Raw genomic sequence first — 495 nt, 5'->3', positions numbered from 1 at the left:
AACTCGACCGGGTCTACCCGGAAATGCACACCCGACCAGTGCAAGCCTGCCCCACCCACGCCCTTGCCAGGCAGGAAGGCGCCCAGTTGGCGGTTGGGCAGTGCCACGTCGTTCACGCTATGGCGAATGGTGACGGTTTCTTTCGACACGTCGACGAACAGCTTCTTGCGCACGCTGTAGGTGAGCTCGTCGATTACCTGCGGGTAGCTACCCTCCGGGTAGGTGTCCTGCATCGGCCCGCGCTCCAGGGCCACCACCTGCAGGCCGGCTTCGGTCAACTCCTTGGCCATGATCGCACCCGACCAGCCAAAACCGACAATGACGGCATCCACCTTTTTCAAAACAGTCGCCATGCCTCAGGCCCTCTCGCCGCGGATCGATACAGCCGGGAACGGGTACGGCTCGTTGCGCTCCACCCAGTCCATGAAGTCGGCGCGCGCGCCCGGGAAGCCGATCTGGGTCCAGCCGACCATGCCCTTGTTGCCGCCATGAATC

Annotated in this window: 1 pseudogene; it reads right to left on the bottom strand. The window is 63.6% G+C overall.

Annotated features, from left to right (window positions below):
* A pseudogene (locus QWI17_RS08780) lies at positions 1 to 353 on the bottom strand (hypothetical protein); the annotation flags it as partial.
* Positions 354 to 495 lie beyond the last annotated feature (142 nt).

The organism is Gilvimarinus gilvus (assembly GCF_030518155.1).
GTDB classification, from domain to species: Bacteria; Pseudomonadota; Gammaproteobacteria; order Pseudomonadales; family Cellvibrionaceae; genus Gilvimarinus; species Gilvimarinus gilvus.
This window is presented reverse-complemented; position numbering and strand designations above follow the sequence as displayed.